General features: G+C 39.4%; 13 protein-coding genes, 1 other RNA gene and 1 pseudogene. 1 reads left to right on the top strand and 14 read right to left on the bottom strand.

Annotation, left to right across the window (positions count from 1 at the left end):
• Positions 1-391 (bottom strand): annotated as a pseudogene (locus CKO50_RS07990) (transposase); the annotation flags it as partial.
• 80 nt (positions 392-471) lie between these two features.
• Between CKO50_RS07990 and CKO50_RS07985 the strand changes: the two are divergent.
• A protein-coding gene (locus CKO50_RS07985; protein ID WP_095727726.1) for an IS3 family transposase occupies positions 472-1595 on the top strand; the annotation gives its coding sequence in 2 pieces (ribosomal slippage) (positions 472-724 and positions 724-1595; 1125 coding nt in all).
• A 36-nt stretch (positions 1596-1631) separates the two neighbouring features.
• Here CKO50_RS07985 and CKO50_RS24515 read toward each other — a convergent pair.
• From CKO50_RS24515 to CKO50_RS07925, 13 genes are all read right to left on the bottom strand, one after another.
• The gene (locus CKO50_RS24515) at positions 1632-1754 is read right to left on the bottom strand and encodes a hypothetical protein (RefSeq protein ID WP_255229481.1); all 123 of its coding nucleotides are present in this window, start codon (positions 1752-1754) and stop codon (positions 1632-1634) included.
• Between the two features lie 248 nt (positions 1755-2002).
• Positions 2003-4225, bottom strand: a complete 2223-nt coding sequence (locus tag CKO50_RS07980; RefSeq protein ID WP_141240130.1) for a hypothetical protein — start codon at positions 4223-4225, stop codon at positions 2003-2005.
• Positions 4150-4629, bottom strand: coding sequence for a toll/interleukin-1 receptor domain-containing protein (locus tag CKO50_RS07975; RefSeq protein WP_095727724.1), 480 nt, complete (start codon positions 4627-4629; stop codon positions 4150-4152). Before CKO50_RS07975 ends, CKO50_RS07980 begins: the two co-directional genes overlap by 76 nt.
• A gap of 56 nt (positions 4630-4685) precedes the next feature.
• A complete protein-coding gene (locus tag CKO50_RS07970; RefSeq protein WP_095727723.1) occupies positions 4686-6722 on the bottom strand; it encodes a site-specific integrase in 2037 nt (678 codons plus the stop codon).
• 200 nt (positions 6723-6922) lie between these two features.
• Positions 6923-7543, bottom strand: coding sequence for a hypothetical protein (locus CKO50_RS07965; RefSeq protein WP_176474628.1), 621 nt, complete (start codon positions 7541-7543; stop codon positions 6923-6925).
• 131 nt (positions 7544-7674) lie between these two features.
• Positions 7675-8235 carry an inovirus-type Gp2 protein gene (locus tag CKO50_RS07960; protein ID WP_255229480.1) on the bottom strand — a complete coding sequence of 187 codons (561 nt, stop codon included), beginning with the start codon at positions 8233-8235 and terminating at the stop codon, positions 7675-7677.
• 295 nt (positions 8236-8530) lie between these two features.
• A complete protein-coding gene (locus CKO50_RS07955) occupies positions 8531-8848 on the bottom strand; it encodes a hypothetical protein (RefSeq protein ID WP_255229479.1) in 318 nt (105 codons plus the stop codon).
• Between the two features lie 3 nt (positions 8849-8851).
• Positions 8852-9106 carry an AlpA family transcriptional regulator gene (locus tag CKO50_RS07950; RefSeq protein ID WP_095727722.1) on the bottom strand — a complete coding sequence of 85 codons (255 nt, stop codon included), beginning with the start codon at positions 9104-9106 and terminating at the stop codon, positions 8852-8854.
• Positions 9107-9187: 81 nt separating this feature from the next.
• Entirely contained in the window at positions 9188-10015 is an 828-nt protein-coding gene (locus CKO50_RS07945) for a hypothetical protein (RefSeq protein ID WP_095727721.1), read from the bottom strand.
• 16 nt (positions 10016-10031) lie between these two features.
• The gene (locus CKO50_RS07940) at positions 10032-11261 is read right to left on the bottom strand and encodes an integrase domain-containing protein (RefSeq protein ID WP_095727720.1); all 1230 of its coding nucleotides are present in this window, start codon (positions 11259-11261) and stop codon (positions 10032-10034) included.
• 178 nt (positions 11262-11439) lie between these two features.
• Positions 11440-11796: a transfer-messenger RNA gene (gene ssrA, locus CKO50_RS07935) on the bottom strand.
• Positions 11797-12159: 363 nt separating this feature from the next.
• Positions 12160-12468, bottom strand: a complete 309-nt coding sequence (locus tag CKO50_RS07930) for a hypothetical protein (protein WP_255229477.1) — start codon at positions 12466-12468, stop codon at positions 12160-12162.
• A 327-nt stretch (positions 12469-12795) separates the two neighbouring features.
• On the bottom strand, positions 12796-13947 hold the full coding sequence (locus CKO50_RS07925) for a DUF1887 family CARF protein (RefSeq protein ID WP_095727719.1): 1152 nt from the start codon (positions 13945-13947) through the stop codon (positions 12796-12798).
• Positions 13948-14251: the final 304 nt, after the last annotated feature.

Here is a 14251-nt window from a genome sequence, read left to right as displayed (position 1 = left end):
GCAATACAGCCACATGTAACTGGTCTGTTTGTCTTCTTTCACCACCTTAACCGTAGTTTCATCGCCGTGCAGTACCGGTTGCTGTAGCAACACTTCGTGCAGCCTGTCATAGAGCGGCTTAAATAAACTGGCGCAGCGGATCACCCAGTCCGCCATAGTCTGCCTGCTCAGTNNNGCGATACCATATTGTTTGAACAGGCTTTCCTGTCGATACAGCGGTAAGCCATACTGATATTTACTGGTGATGATCTGGCTCAGCAAACTGGCCGTTGCTATGCCTTTAGGAACCGGGCTCGGTGGGACAGGCGCTTGNTTTGATCTCAACCCGGGTTTGTGTTTTTTCACAGTGCCGGCAGCTGTATTTTGGCCTGACGTGTTCGATGATTTTGACCAGAAATGGTCCCAAGATCTAGCACACGCACTTAGATGAATAATCTGTTATTAATAGACCAATACAAATTGGAGCAGATTATGAGCAAGAAACACAGAAACCATTCACCAGAATTCAAGGCAAAAGTAGCCCTTGCAGCTGCCAGAGGCGATAAAACAACCGCTGAGTTGGCAGCCCACTACAATATTCATCAGACCCAGATCACTACCTGGAAAAACGAACTGATACAAAATACCGCTAGCTTGTTTACCGGAAAATCTAACTCTGGTCAGCAATCAGATGAAGATGTCGAGAAATTACACGCTAAAATCGGTCAGCTGACAATGGAGAATGATTTTTTGGCGAAAGTGCTCGGTCGTTAGCAAGAGCACATAAGAAAAATAAACTCGACAAAACACATTCGCTGGCATTAAAACGCCAGTGTGAATTGCTGGAAATTAGCCGTGCTTCTGCCTATTACAAGCCCAAAGGTGAATCGCAGGAAACGCTCGACATTATGAAGGCGATTGACGACATACACCTGAAGTATCCATTCATGGGTAGCCGGCGGATCGTCGATGAACTGGCCAAGTTGAACTACCAGGTCAACCGTAAGAAGGTGACGAGACTGATGCGTTTAATGGGGATCTTGGTTTTGTATCCAAAACCGAAAACTACCGTGCCTGACAAAGCACACCGCATTTACCCTTACCTGCTCAGGGATACAGAGGTAACGTATGCAAATCAGGTGTGGGCAACAGACATTAGCTATATCCCGATGGCCAAAGGATTCGTGTATGTTGTTGCGATCATAGACTGGTTTAGTCGTAAGGTATTGTCGTGGAAACTATCGAACACACTTGATACGCATTTTTGCCTCGAAGCATTGGACGAAGCGTTACAACGCTACGGTAAGCCCCAGATATTTAACTCAGATCAAGGGTGCCAGTTTACTAGCGATGTATTTACGGGCAAACTGAAAGAGAACGGCATCAAGATAAGCATGGATGGCAAGGGCCGCTGGGTCGATAACGTCATGATAGAACGGCTATGGCGAAGCCTGAAATATGAAGAAGTGTACCTGAAAGCATACGACTCAATCAGGGAAGCGGAGCGAGAGATAGGTAACTACTTCGTATTTTATAATGAGGAACGAATACATCAGAGTTTGAAAAAGCAAACGCCTGATGAGGTATACCATGCGACACAGAAGTTCGCAGCATAAAGGAAGGTTGTTCATCTAAAAAATGGCTAAATATGTCTAACCAATGGGGTCAAGCTCTGTGTCTGTGTGCTGCGTGCAGAAGTCAGTGACAGACAAACCACTGAGTTCCTGTTGTTCGATAAGTTTCAGCCATTGCTCTGCGGTTTTGTGTTTAGGCATGGTCAGCTCCGAATTGAGGTCAGAGCTGTACTTTATAGGCTGAGCGTATTTAGTAGCTAGGTGTGGTTCAGGCGACGCTTACCTTACAGAGTATATCGTTAAATGTTTAAAATATCTCGAAAAAGAGGGGGTTTTGGAGTCATCATTTAGCTGGAGAACTAGGACAAAGGATTATCGTATAATTCAAAGCAAGCACTTCTCAAGGTGAGAAGTGCAGTTATTTTTTAATTTATTAAGGTTGTATTTTCTTAATTTTTTTTAGCTAAAGTCTTAGGTTTTTTATAATTTTGAACAACATCCTGAGTATCTAAAGGGATTTCTAGCTTAGTCGCAATCCATGCTTTATCTTGATAAGAAACGTAATTGAAATATTGGTATTGAAGAACAATATCTTGTAAAAGCCTTTTAGCTAAAAAGTTTGAGCTTACTTTTTTCCATATCGCTTCGAGTTTCTTTTTTGGTATGTTATTTTGTGTGCTAGCAAATTCTAGTTGCATAGAAGCCTCTATTAAGTAGAAGGCTGGGGTTTCAATATCTAATGCTATTTCGCTAAAGATATTAACAAGCTCTTTATGACCTACAGAGAACGACACTTTTCTGATGACATTAAAAGTAATTTGATATACTAGTTGCATAAAGGTTCTTCGGACTTGTTTTGATATTTCCTCGACTGTTAGATTTAAGTTATCTTCTAAATGAGCGTGAATTATATCCATTAGTTCAGTTTTAACTTGTTCAGTTGAAGTTAAATAGAAGTTCAAAAACCTAAGCCCTACTTTTGTAGCCTCAGTTGACAACTCCTTTAATTGCCCTAATTCTATAGAAGCATGCCTGTTTTTTATTATTTGCCCTAAAATCTCAACAGCTCTTACTGATCTCGTTATATCTTTGATACAATCAAATTCAGGGTCATCGTCTAGGGATTCTATATCAAACCTTTCAGATTGATTGGCTGAGATATCCTTTTTCTTTAAGCTTTCCTTTTGTGCTTGTTTTACATCATGTTGTTGCTTCATGACTAATTGTGGAATTTGAGACATGAATTCTTGCAAGAATTTAGTGTCAGTCTTATCTAAAAGCGCTTCTTTACGATTACTATAAATATTTGAGGTCATTTTTGCTATTAGCGCAATTACATCATCATTTTTTGTATGATGGGTTATGAATATAAGGATGTTTGCGTCTTTTTCAATGTGGGTTTTAGTACACAAATACTCTACAAATTTTAGGCAATCTTTGTGGTTAGACATGTATTTTGCAGCATAAAAGTAGTATATATATTTGTATCTAATAGAGTAATTATCGCCAGACAGCTTAAGAATTTTTGAGTCTAAGAGCTTCTCTATCACATGATCATTAGCACCTAAGTTAAACTTAGATTTGTAAAAAGTATGAAACTGTTCCATTTGTATTTTGTTTAAATGGTAAGTTGCTTTTTCATACATATAAAATGCTAGTTGTGACAAATAATTAATATACTTTTCTATTTCTTCAGGCTTTATTTTTACTTTATTTAAGTTTTCTTCTATCAACCTTTGATAACAATAACCATGTGATGTTAGTGAGTAGTCCGAAGGCTTTCCAGAGTCTAATACTTGTAAAATCATTAAGATAAATATGGGCTTTCTAGGGACTATGTTTTTTCTAACAATCATATCTAAATGAGTTGTTGTCGTTTTTGTTAGAGTACTTAATTCTTCTTCTGTAATTTCTTCTTCTCTGCCTAATGCATGCCACTTTTTAATTAGTTCATCTCTTCTTTCGTACCCGAACTGTAATAATTCAAACTGCTCAAAATCATTGAAATATTTTATTTTTTGTTCATCAAATCTAATGGATTCATCAGATAAAAATAATATCTTATCGAAAAATTCTTGTGCATTTTCTATAAATTTACCCAGATAAGCAGGGTTTAATTTTGTATCTACTAAGTCATCAATGATTAAAACCTTTATTCTTTTACTTTTTTTAAAGGAACTTGAATCAAGATTAGCATATTGATATTTTATAGATCTTTCGAGGTAATGGTTAATATCAGACTTATTTATTTCTCTACCCTTTAGAAGCAGTGGTAAGCCACCATCTTCAAGTACTGAGTAAAAAGCCATTTTAGCGAAGCTAGTCTTCCCACATTGCTCTTCACCAACAACTAAAGACTTGGTTGGGAACCTTGCAAGAGAACTATAAAATTCTGAATTTCTAGTCACCTCATGCTCAGAAACCTCGTCATCAAGAAACTTAAAATCAGGGTAGATGAATATATCTTGAAGTGAGATGTTTTCTTTATGTGGTGTTTGGAGAGTTATTTCCGTACTGTTTATTTCCTCAACAAAAATATCGTTGAGGACTAGTAGACTATTGGGACTAATAATTTCTACTTCAGGTGAATTAAGAATTATCTCTTTTTTTTTAATGGTTCTTTCTCTAGCTTTTTGACAACTTTTTTTATACTTTCTATCACTTGCATCCAAGCTTTATTTTCGGATGAGAACTCAGAAATAGGAGTCCCATCTTTTGGGATTGCCATATAGTTACTAATTTCTGTGTCAAGCCACATACAATGGTCAAGGATAATAGGAACAATTCTGCTTTTACCATTTTCAACTTGGTTTAAGGCTCTAAATAATTCTTCATTCATGCAATATTCTGAATTTAGGAAATCTTGACTGATAAGTAGGCAAACAATGTCTGATTCTTCTAAATTCTTTTTTATTTCAGAGTCGAATTTGTCCCCAACGTCAATTAATCGATCATTCCAATCATGTATTTCCCCGTTTTTGCGAAGTGTGACTAGGAACTTTTCAAATGTTTCTTTACTAGTTTCATCTGCATGACAGTAACTAATAAATAAATTTAAGCTTTGTTTTTCAATCATAATTAATTCACTTTATCTTTGTTTTTTATTCAATGCGTTCATTAAGGTTTTACTTTTTAAAATAGATTTACTAGTTGAAACCAGGGGGGTATTTGATTATGTGTTGGTTGTAATTCTTTCCAAATAAAAAAAGGCCTGATTTTATTTATTGTTGAGACAGGGATAGGCTCATATTCATCAATGGCTTTTTTTAACGTACTGGTTGCATAGTCTTTTCCGTACCTACCGACTGTTTCACTTTCTACACTATGACCCATAAGTTCAGCCGTCATGACAGGGTTTTTATGGTGTTGCTTGCTTTCATCAGCAAAAGTATGCCTGAAGCTATGGAACGATTTTCCTTGTTCTTTTATTCCGAGCTTTTCAATGAAAGAAGAAAAGCGTTTTGTCGGATTATGTCCGTAACCATCACGGCCTTTCACAATATCAGGGAAAACATGATTTGTGAGTAGAATATTATCTTGATAACAGAGCTTTAAATGTTCAACGTATTTAATAAAACCTAATTTTATGAGGGTTTTATGTATTGGAACTAGGCGAGGAGAATTGATTGTTTTTACTCGTTTGTCTTCTTTTTCATTTATATCAATAACCCATATGCCACTTTCCTTTCTGATATCATCAAATCGGAGTTGGCAAAGCTCTTCTAGCCTTGCTCCTGTATAAAGTCCTAGTAAGGGGAGCCAGTGCTTAAAAGTACGATCATGTTTTACATTAACATATTCATTAGAACTAAAAATTGTGATTAAGTCTGCATGACTAAACCTTTGGCGTTGATCTTTAGATCTGACTTTTTCATTTCTATCCTTTACGCGAAGATCTTTGAAATAATTAGCTGTAATATAGCCTCTGCTTGTCGCCCATCCGAACGCCTCAGACAATCGGCGAATGTACTTATTAACATTGTGTTTTGCCATCGGAGTAAATGTATCTGCTTCTTCTAAAAGCTCCGCAACAGTCTTGTTTCTGAACTGTTTAAGCTTATTTCTATTCGCAGGTAGCTTTTGCAGTATTCCAATATAATCACGGCAATGCTCGATACTAAGCTCTGAAGCAAATACATCATCTGTAATTTCTGCAAAAGAGCTATAAATACTTTCGTTTGTTGTCAGAGTCTTCTCACTTTTCCATTCTGATTTTCTTTCATCACGAAACTTCTTAAGCACTTCAGAAATACGAAGCATTGTTTTAGGAGCAACGATTGGTCTGCTAACTTGGTGAATATCTGACAGTGTTACTTCAGAGCCTTTTTCTAGAAGACTACAAAGTCGTGCAAAATTTTCAACGTCAGCTTGGCTTTCAAGTTGTACACCCTCTAAAATTATGTCTTGGTCTTGTGGCACATCATCACATTCTGTCTTGATTATTGGACGCAAACCTGTGCTAATTTCAGTATCGAGTATATTAATGAATGTTCGGCCAACTTCCTTTCTGGCTAATGTTGATTGCCTTTTCATGAGACTGGGTGTAGTAGGTTCTTTTCTTATTTTCTTTTGACGCTTGATAACAAATTGTTCGAGGTGGATTGCTTTTGCCACACCTTTTGAGCCAGCGTTGCTTTCTTCGTAAGGCGAATCTTGCTTAAAAGGGATTTGTTTTACGTATGGTAGTGGATCTGAAAGAGTAGGGTCTGACAGTAAATCAACAATAGCAACGAATTGGTTTATCTGATCAACAGTCGAGAAATCAATATCGTTAAGCGTAAACTCTTTAAGCCCTTCGATATTTTTAAACGCATTTTTAATACGATCTTTGCGTTCAAATAAAAAGAATAGTTGCTGTGTATAGCGCTGATCATTAATTGCTTCTAAAGCACGTTGCTCAAGTAGTAGTTCTTGCTGAGAATCATAATCTAGATTTTCAAATCGTTGTCGGTACATCCTTGAAACTTCCTTGAGCGCAGAAAACAATCCGTCAAATGCCACTTTGTGTTGTCTTGCTAAAACAAAGGCACTGGCTTTCTCTTTGGTTTTTAAAGATATTTTGACTTCTTTTTTTGCTCTCGGCAAGAGAAACAATACTTCTTTTGGGGTTTTTTGACGAAAGTAGAAAGTGTTAAAGCGGTTTTGAAAGATATAACTGAATGTTTTCATAAGTGGCTCACATAAGTGTCGCACATAATGAAATTAGCTATGAATGGGGGGTTCTAGAAAGTTACTCAATTTAGTGCTTGTAACCTATTGAATTACAGGCACTAAACTGAAGTAAGTGGTGGAGCTGGGGTCATCTTAACTGGTTTATTATCTTGTTGTTAAATAGTGTTTTTTATTTTGCTTTACCTTTTTGGTGGTACTTAGGGTGGTACATAAGCACTTGGTGAGTATGTACATATATTTCCGAAAAGCTTTTCTAAATGAGCTTCCGACAATTGCCAATATTGCTTTTCTAGCTCTAACACTTTCTCTTTTTCCTGCTCGAATTTATCCCAACGTTTATATTTAGGTTTGGAGAAATACATGGCTGATTCTGTCAGGTTGTATATATCGTTTATATCGCCCCAAATAGCTCTCCTTAGCTTTCTTATACGTCTAGCTAACCTATCCTTTTTTCGCTCACTCTGAGATGCGTAGTGAAGCTTTAGGCACGTTCTACAGGCATACCCGCTTTTACATTGATAAAGGTGTTGGCGCTTTGTTTGGCAATACGGGCAAGTTATATAGAGTTTTTTACTGGCGCTGCGTTCACACGTTATCAGCCCTAGTTGTAATTCGCCGCTTTCGTGTTCAAGGCTAACAAAGCGAATACCGCTACTGGTTTCTTTTAACTCAATCGGCCTGCTGTTTGATTGACTGGTGAGGCAATATTTACCGAGTGGTAGTTTTAATAGTGGTTTGAAGCTATTGGCACAAAGCTTGGGGTACTCAACCGTGTATTGCCTTGTTTTGACACGACCAAAATGAAAACCTTTTGACATAGCATCCTCAGAGCGCACATTTTAGTCAATTATACCTCTTTTCTTTTTGTCCGAAAAACTGGCTATAAACAACCTTATCAGAGAAATTTACTTGTTTCTAAAACGTAACAGCGGAACTCTATGATCGTATTCTAACCACTTTTCGGCTTGATGCGGCTAGTGCCATAGTTTTTTGTTTGCGATGGCTTATAGCCTTTGCCGCGCGTTTTAGCTAAGTATGAGATGCGCCATATTGCTCGCGCAATGGAGTTATAGTCATCGCGTTTCAAGTTGTAATAGCAGCGTTTAGGTGTAAACTCAGAGCCTTGAAGCTGTTCATTCCAGATCTGCTTTACTTTAATCAGAATATCATGCGGGTGGCGAACTTTGTGGCCATCTAGCATAAGGGCATAATGGTAATGCTGCTGCTTTGCCTTTTCTAGCTCGCGACACCACATAAAGCCGATGCGTTTTAGGCCATATTTTCGCTTTAACCATTTAAACAAAATACGATTGAACTTGGTGATTACAGAGTTATCGACTGTGTATGCGTATAAGCGTAAGTCAAAGCGAATCAGGATAACTTTGCTGTGGTAGGTGAGCATGGCGTTTACTTGGCTGATCATCTGTTTTGCCATGTGAGAATAGATGCCACTGTGTTTACCGTTGACCCAAAATACCTGACCATCTATATCAAGAAAGCGCGTATTCATTATGTAAGGCATAAGCTAGCTAAAGGATATTATTAATTACCTAGTCGCTTGTTAGTTACTACTATTCCCCTTGAAACCGCTATATCAGTCACTTTGTTCAAGCCAGTGCTGAAACCTAGGGTTAAAAACCTAAAACTAGCAATCATTAAGAAATTTTTAAGATTATCATTAGGGCTGTAATGTGAGCGTGTACTAACAGTTGTTAACTTTGGTAATAGTCGTTAAGCTAAAAATGCTGGTGGTTATCAACTTCCACATTGCGCCACCAGCACACTATAGATAAGTCGCTTAGAAATTAGCTTTCTGGGCGGCTTTTCTTACTTTTGTAGAGTTGTATTTGTTCATAGCTCATAGACACAATGTCTACAGGATAGGGCGGAACTATTCCCGTAAATGGGCAATGAACTCGACCATGCTCTAGAGTGAATTGATAACCTTTGCGCCGCAGAATGGATACCAAGCTATGTAAGTTATGAATGCCTATGTAACGGGCATTACGGGTGCTCAATTTAAGGCCTTGGGATATAACCATAAGAACGTAAGTAAGCTGATTGTGATAGCTTAGTGGTTCAGGCAAGCCTAGTTCTTGGCACTTGTCTTTATGGATCATCATGGCTCACCCCTTCACACTTCGGCTAGAGATAATGCTTTGAACCATATCTTTTAATTGTTGCTCTGAATAGCCAGCGATCATAGCTTGTATAACCCTATCACACTCGCTTTCTACAAAGCCGACTGAGCGCGCTCCAAGACTAATTGGAGTGGGGAACAAACCTTCCTTGAGACGATTGTATAAAGTGGATTTCGACCAGCCAGTTTTGCTTAAAACCTCTGGGCGGCGAATGATTTTAAAAAGCTTCTGTGTACTCATATTTGTATCCTCTGTTTAACGAGTCGTTAAAGAGTACAAAAAAGCTTTATTGGATTTTTGGCTAGCCAAAAAGTAGTTTGGCTAAAGGTTTTGGCCAGATTTTTTTAGTAGTTCTTCAATAAGCTTAAAACCACTACCCAAGTCTTTGTTTAAATTGCTTGTTACTACCTTATCGTCATCTTCAAGACCAAGCTTGTCTAATTCTAGTTGGACCTTACCCTTAATAGCCGAGAAGTTAGGTTTCCCACCTCGTTCCAGCTGCTTAGTTTGTTTGGAGAGTATAAAGGCCATTACACCAAGTGAAACAAGTAAGCTATTACTATCTTTAGTCCTTTGATTTAAAGTGGAGGTTACATTTGGCTGGCTTATGGGTGGCTTTTGGTAGTTTATTGTTTCTTTGTAACTTTCTGTTGGATCGAACTTTTCTGCTGAGCTACCATAATTGGCATAAAACCATTTAGCTAAACTAATTTTTGTAACTTTAGTCGAATGAATTAATGGCGCTAGAGGATATTCATCGTCTGGGGCACGTCTAGACTCTTGGAATATCTCTATACGAGTTTCCAACGGAGGTGTGGGATGAATGCCCAATTCATAATAGTCACCAACGCTGGAATTATAGTCTATCCATGAGTAGGCCAACTGTATCTCATCTAACAGCGCATCCCTAAGGTTTACAGCTAATGCTGCTTTTTCTTGTATTTCTTCAAACTCTTCGATTTCTTCATAAGATAAAGGAGCGTGACCATCGCCATAAGGGTCGGCTCGAAGAGCTTTACACTCATTGACCCATTCTGCATTATCGGATATGTAGTTATTCAAAGCAGATATAGAGTTAAAATTATCTAATTCTAAAGCTATTAGCGCAGCTTCATCAGCCGTTAACCCTCGACTAAACTTATTTACCATGATATTTCCTTGCTTCCTACGAAACTCTATAAAGAGTTACGGATAATTTATTGTCAGATTTATTTGATATATAACTACTCCACCAATCCATCATTACCCGTCTGCGCTCCAAGTAATCAGCGCGGTTATATGCGCGTCTGACTTCATTTTTATCAATGTGTGCTAGTGCGGCCTCAACCACATCAGGATCAAAGCCATGCTGATTTAGTGTGGTACTGGCTAAGGCTCTTAGGCCATGCGCTACCAGTCGCCTTTCATACCCCATACGCTTGAGTGCCATGTTTGCCGTTTGTTCATTAATATGGCTGCGCGGGTCTCTGTCAGCAGGGAATAGGTATTCTCTGTGCCCACTGATAGGTTGTAGTCGCTCAAGTATTTCCAACGTTTGATCTGTTAACGGTACTAGATGTTCACGCTTTTTCTTCATACGTTCTGCGGGAATAGTCCAAAGCTTTTGTTCGAAGTCGATTTCTGACCATTTAGCACCAGCGGCTTCGCTTGGTCTAACCATAGTATGAAGTTGCCATTCAATCAGGTAGCGCGTTACCAGCTTGATACTCGCATAACTAATTTCTTTCATTAGCAGTGGTAATTCCTCTGGCGTGATAGTCGGCATATTTTGTTTCTGCGGTTTTCTAAACGCTGAGCGAATACCCGCTAGTGGGTTAGCGTGAATTAGCCCTGTATTCACGGCAAAGGTCATAATTTCGTTTAGCCGCTGGCATAGGCGCTTAACGGTTTCTAAACTGCCCTTAGCAGCTATCGGATTTAGTACTTCAATGGTTTTAGGGGCTGTGATCTTCGCTAGAGGCAGTTTGCCAAGCGGGGGAATCAAATGGTTTTCTACTGAGCGCCATAAATCTACAGCGTGCTTATCACTAACTTGGGTTTTCTTTACTTCAAACCAGTTGGCCGCAACATGAGCGAATGTATTTAAAGCGGCTTCGGTCTGCTTGCGAGTGTGTTCTTCTTTGTGCTCTTTCGGGTCTATATCTTGTTTGAGTAGTTTTCGGAAGTCAGTACGCACTTTTCGCGCATCGGCAAGGCTCACTTCGGGATATGTACCAAGGCCGAGATTAGAGCGTTGTTTGGTAAAGGGCTTTTGATATCTAAATACCCACCGCTTTGAGCCAGTTGGCCTTACTCGCAGTTCTAGCCCATCTCCATCGGGTAGGGTGTATTCCTTGTCTTTAGGTTTAGCCTGCTTAACTTGCGTATCAGTTAGCGGTGTGACTATCTTTGGCATTTTATGTACCACCAATTTGATTAAAAAAGCCCCTGTGGTACTTCTGATGGTACATTAGATTATAAATTTTAAAAACTGTCATTAAGTTTAAATGGAAAGGTTAAATAGTGATTCTATTGATTTATAAAGAATTTTAGGCAAAAGAAAAGCCGCTAAAAAGCGGCTTTATCTCTAGTATTGGTGGAGCTGGGGGGATTTGAACCCCCGTCCGGAAAGCGTCGACCTTCGGTCCTACATGTTTAGTATCGTCTTTTGGTTAACCTTTAAATCTCGGACGAACACGATAAGTAAAGGCGAGGCCGCTTAGTTTTAGCCCTTCAACCCCGGCCAGGGTTTCCATAGCGATCTTGTGTAGGGTGACACTCCAGAACCAGATCCACAAGAATATCATGGAGGAGTGCTAGCGGGCTATTATGCCGCTAGAGCGTAGTTATCGTCGTTTGCGATTACTTTAAATACGGCTTTTTTACGAGGCCAGCCGCACCTCGACATGCACCTTAGGCTTCTTGAATCCCGTCGAATCCTAATCAGCCCCTGAATAAATTCAGTACTGTTAGTGTTTATACATCTAACAACTAACTATATCTCGCATTATACATAGGATTAATGTCATTACAATGGCTTATCATGCCATTTGATGGCGATTTCATACCATTATCTATGCGTTTGATTAATTACTCGCCGATTGTTTAACAAGACGGTAAGCGTTAAATATATAACGAGTTAGTTTTTGGACCATGTGATTATGCACTAGCGAAGAATCGCCCTGTACCACCATATTGATAATTCTCTAAAGTATTGAGCAGCTTTTCAGAAAATTGAATTTCTGTCTCTGAACGGCCATTCCGACGGGCTTAACTTAAGCTGGTTTTTTTGCATGGTGATAACGTCGATTTTTTCATTCTCGGCTCGTGAAATATCGGCAGGAGAGGGGATTCCACTCCCCCCGATTTAGGCCTTGCTCAACAGCAAAATAATGTAAAGAAAGCGAAGCATGTTGCCCTAAATCTAATATTCCTTCGTCATACAGCGCTTTGGATGCTTGAGAGAGCTCTTTTTTGGTGATGTGGGTAAAGTCGAATTGCGCTTCTTTGGTGTGGCTATTTGCTGCCTCTGTTGCTAGCAAAACGCTGCCCTTAGCTTCATTTTCGACTGATTGCGGGTGTTGTACCTGATTATATAGCATTGCTTGGTGTTGAACTTTCATTTAGCAAATCCTTCTGAAATATGTATAACAACTTTAGCAAGGTTTATGCCCAAAAGTGGTTCAATAAGCTTAAACCTTCTAGCCAAGGAGTGCGTTTTCACTTATCCCGATATGAACCATAAAGGTTGAAACGCTATTTCGTTGTTTAAGGAGTTGGAGGCATTGATATCTGACGAACTCAGATCTAAATATATGTTATAGGATTGTGCTAGAAGGAAAGTGGATTATTGTATGGCGACAGAAAGCGGAGCACTCGCTACCGCTTTGTGGGTTTGTAGGGGTGATAAACGCAGCGCCAACAAACGCTGGATATGTTGCCTTTTGAGTTTACGCTCCGCGCAACCAGTTGCGTAGTCTATCTTTGAGTTGGCTAAGGTCGTCTTCGCGGATCAGGCCAATTTCTAGTGCTTTGGCGCGCAGTCTTTCCGAAGTTCTAATGCCTTGATAGCTCACCAGTAGGCCTCTTGCTTGTACGCCGCCAAATAGCTCGCTGAGGGAATCAAGTTTGTATATCACTTGGTTGCCTTCCCCTTTACTAAACTTTTTGGTTTTGCATTCAATGAGGTGAAGCTTATTGTTAGCGAGCGCCACAATATCTAGCTCGTTATTGACATAGCCTTGTCCCACGCGACGTTTAATCGCAACGCCTTGAGCGACATCTTGTAAAATGGTGAGTTCTTTTTTTAGGCTGAGGAGCGTGGCGTAAACATATTCTTCAAGCCAGCCACCGTTGGCAAAAAAGCGAGCGCCTTCGTTAGCAAACTTTAGTTTGTTGTCTTGCCGTGTGGCGACGTTAGCATCTTCTAAATCGTCAATGAGTGTTTGCAAACTTGGGCTATTCATTTGGCTGCGACTCAAAGGCTCACTAATAAGTGCATTATCTTCGCTGCTGGCAGCGAGATAGTTGAGCTGAGCGAGGGCATGGCTAAAATCCGTTTGACTGGTTGCCCATTTGGCACCGAGCTGGCGATAGCGAATATCAACGATACCCTCATTTGCAATTTCGGTGATATCGCCGTCGATGAGGTTAAAAAAGTCGCGTATCTTTAATTTATCGGCAAGGATGGTGTTAGCTCGCTCTGTTGGTACAAGCCAGTGGAGTTCGTCGCGTTCGGGTTCAATGATAAAACATTCAATTGGATAGGCGCGGATCACCTCATACATCGCAAGTAAGTGTTGGTGGTCGCCGCAACTAGCATTAAACACAAATTGGGTTTCTGGCTGCTCACTAGTTAGAGTGTCAATGAGTTGGTGGAAGCTGTCGATTAAGGTGTCGCTATCTCGGCTGGTGGGAATAAAGGCGTGATGTACTTTTACCCCTCTTGGTCCCAGCACTCTTTTTATATCTTCAAGATTTTGTTGTTGTTGAGACTCTATTAAATAGATTATTTCATCTGAGTCGATATTGTGGTCGAGTACGGGCGTAAGCGTGTTAATAAAGTTAGTATCGATAAAACTAAGGTGTACGTGTTTTGTCATGGCAGTCCCTAAATTATGTCCTTCATGAAAGATGAAACTACCCTATAAAACGGCAAGTGTAAAACAGCGTAATACTTAGTTATGAATTTGTCGCCATTTGCCGTGAAACCCTAAAGTTTGTCTAAAGTTTTGTACTGTAAAGCCGATAAACCCAAGGAAAATAATAAGTTGTCTTTTTAATGCGCGGAATGATTTACATTTATTTATAATTTGTAGTAATTCAGGTGATGTTAAGCTTAACAATCTGGCGAAGTTGTGCTCAAATAAGTTTGCTGCATTAAAAATAACACCATAACAATAAGAT

Origin of the sequence: Pseudoalteromonas sp. HM-SA03, assembly GCF_002289345.1 — a bacterium.
Lineage (GTDB): Bacteria > Pseudomonadota > Gammaproteobacteria > Enterobacterales > Alteromonadaceae > Pseudoalteromonas.
This window is presented reverse-complemented; position numbering and strand designations above follow the sequence as displayed.

Bases quoted from the DNA above. Each gene is read 5' to 3' on its own strand.
- CKO50_RS07945 (WP_095727721.1), bottom strand. From the start codon at position 10,015: ATGGTAAATAAGTTTAGTCGAGGGTTAACGGCTGATGAAGCTGCGCTA.
- CKO50_RS07940 (WP_095727720.1), bottom strand. From the start codon at position 11,261: ATGCCAAAGATAGTCACACCGCTAACTGATACGCAAGTTAAGCAGGCT.
- CKO50_RS07970 (WP_095727723.1), bottom strand. From the start codon at position 6,722: ATGAAAACATTCAGTTATATCTTTCAAAACCGCTTTAACACTTTCTAC.
- CKO50_RS07965 (WP_176474628.1), bottom strand. From the start codon at position 7,543: ATGTCAAAAGGTTTTCATTTTGGTCGTGTCAAAACAAGGCAATACACG.
- CKO50_RS07960 (WP_255229480.1), bottom strand. From the start codon at position 8,235: ATGAATACGCGCTTTCTTGATATAGATGGTCAGGTATTTTGGGTCAAC.
- CKO50_RS24515 (WP_255229481.1), bottom strand. From the start codon at position 1,754: ATGCCTAAACACAAAACCGCAGAGCAATGGCTGAAACTTATCGAACAA.
- CKO50_RS07930 (WP_255229477.1), bottom strand. From the start codon at position 12,468: ATGAAAGTTCAACACCAAGCAATGCTATATAATCAGGTACAACACCCG.
- CKO50_RS07925 (WP_095727719.1), bottom strand. From the start codon at position 13,947: ATGACAAAACACGTACACCTTAGTTTTATCGATACTAACTTTATTAAC.
- CKO50_RS07955 (WP_255229479.1), bottom strand. From the start codon at position 8,848: ATGATGATCCATAAAGACAAGTGCCAAGAACTAGGCTTGCCTGAACCA.
- CKO50_RS07975 (WP_095727724.1), bottom strand. From the start codon at position 4,629: ATGATTGAAAAACAAAGCTTAAATTTATTTATTAGTTACTGTCATGCA.
- CKO50_RS07950 (WP_095727722.1), bottom strand. From the start codon at position 9,106: ATGAGTACACAGAAGCTTTTTAAAATCATTCGCCGCCCAGAGGTTTTA.